1 protein-coding gene is annotated in these 1,886 nt (G+C 31.6%); it reads right to left on the bottom strand.

Annotated features, from left to right (window positions below; translation table 11 throughout):
* Window positions 1–103 precede the first annotated feature (103 nt).
* Window positions 104–1,714: a transposase gene (locus tag BM077_RS13490; protein ID WP_089751204.1), complete on the bottom strand. Its 1,611-nt coding sequence runs from the start codon at window positions 1,712–1,714 to the stop codon at window positions 104–106.
* Between the last annotated feature and the right edge of the window lie 172 nt (window positions 1,715–1,886).

The following is a 1,886-nucleotide window of genomic DNA, read 5'->3' as shown; positions in this document are numbered from 1 at the left end:
TGATTGTAACACAAAAACACCAAATATTATCTGATTAAACTAAGATTTAAATACTAAAAATCAAGTTTCAACAATATATAATTAAATATCCTGAAGATAGTCCTTATCCAGTAACTATCCCTGGGTTCTTGAATAACTTTTTAACATTACTGGCCAAAACTTTAAAGCCAAAGAATAATTTTGAACGCACTTTACCCCTAACAGGCATTGAGTCGACATTGTAGAACCTTCTGAAGACAGAAGGTAATCCTTCAACTCCAGCCCGTTGGTTGGTGAGTTCAATAAATTCATCAGTTTTCATCCTGTTGCGGTAAATATCTCTTAAGTATCTGTCTTTATCGAATCTGGCTGTATTAGCTTTCTTCTGAAATTGAATTCTGCATTTTTCTTTAAGACTGCAGGTTGCACAGACTTTTTTAGAGAACTTTGCAGTACAGACATCTTTTTCAGCATCATAATCACTGTAAAATGGTTCTTCACCGTTAACACAGGATGTAACAAGGTTATCTTCATCTAAGTTAAAAGTTGTTCCATAACTCATTTTAGATTTAGACTGTTTTCTACCAGTTAACTGGCCAGGTATTAATTCAATACCTTTAGCAACAGCTTTTTTAGCAAGAGCAATGGTGAAATATGCTCCATCAACAATCATTTTAAGTGGGTTATCTAAGCTAGTTTCTTTAGCTAAATCATCTATTGTATCAGCACTGAATTTTTGGTCGCTGTATATGTTTTCTTTAAAATCGTAATTTTTAATGATACTGTTATCACCATCAAATACTTCAACAACATTAGCAGTGTAACCAGTATTATCTCCATATTTAAAACGATAAGTTGCATCTGGATCACTGGGGTTTTGAAGGATATCTGAATCCAGTTCTTTAGCATCTTTGGCTTCAATATTATCTGGATCAAGGTCATCAAAATCATCATGATCAGTCTGTTCACCGAGCATTCTTTTTAAAAGCTTGAATTCTTCAGTTTCTGATATTTTAGAATCACTTTTTAAAGCTGCTTGGTAGAGCATCTGTGATTGTTTTAAAAGAAAATCTAGTTTGGATTCACCGTCTTTATCTCTAGTTTTGTAGATAGTCTCATTTTTATGTCCTTTATCTAAATAGCTGAGACAGCTTTCAGGTATTACAGCTTTATCTAGTTGATTGAGCTTTTTAATTAAATTAGCGTTCACAGTATATACCAGTTCTATCCGAGAAAGATTTCTGCAGGAAGAAGCAACCATAAAAGAATCAACTCTAACTTTTTCATTGTCGATCTTTAAAGTTTGAGCAATAAGTTCAGAAAGAGATTCTACTTCTTCTTTAATTAGATCTCTACCAGTTTCTTTTTCATAAGCATAAACTCTTTTTCTGAAATTAGAAAAAGTATTAATTGAAACTGGAGGTTTTTCTTCACTGGTGAGCCTTAAAGCATACTGAAATCTATCATCAAAGTAGATAGAAGCTAAAAGCTCTGCATCAGAAAGACCAAAGATTTCTTTTAGAATTAAAGCTCCAATGATTACATTAACTGGAGAATTAGGCCTGGATGGTTTATCAGAATACAGCACTTCAAATCTATCTTCATCAATTGCAGGAAATATTATCTGCTGAAAAGGATGAGCCCAGCTATCTTGAAGTATTTTTTTAAGATATTCGGGCATATTTAAGACAGAATCATTAAAAGACAGTTGTTGAAATTCATTTTTAGAAAACATAAAAGCACCCCAATTAGTATTATTTGTTATACTAATTATACCACATAATCACTGTTATATCAACGATTATGGAGGTTTTAAATGCTTTTATTATTGTATTTAAAAGACTTAGTTTAGTATTTATATTTTAATGAATTGGAAAATATTATATGCTTTTTGTGTTGGAATCATA

This window comes from Candidatus Frackibacter sp. WG13 (assembly GCF_900114655.1).
Classification (GTDB): Bacteria; Bacillota; Halanaerobiia; order Halobacteroidales; family Acetohalobiaceae; genus Frackibacter.
The sequence above is the reverse complement of the archived record's forward strand: the minus strand, read 5'-3'. Positions and strand labels throughout refer to the sequence as shown.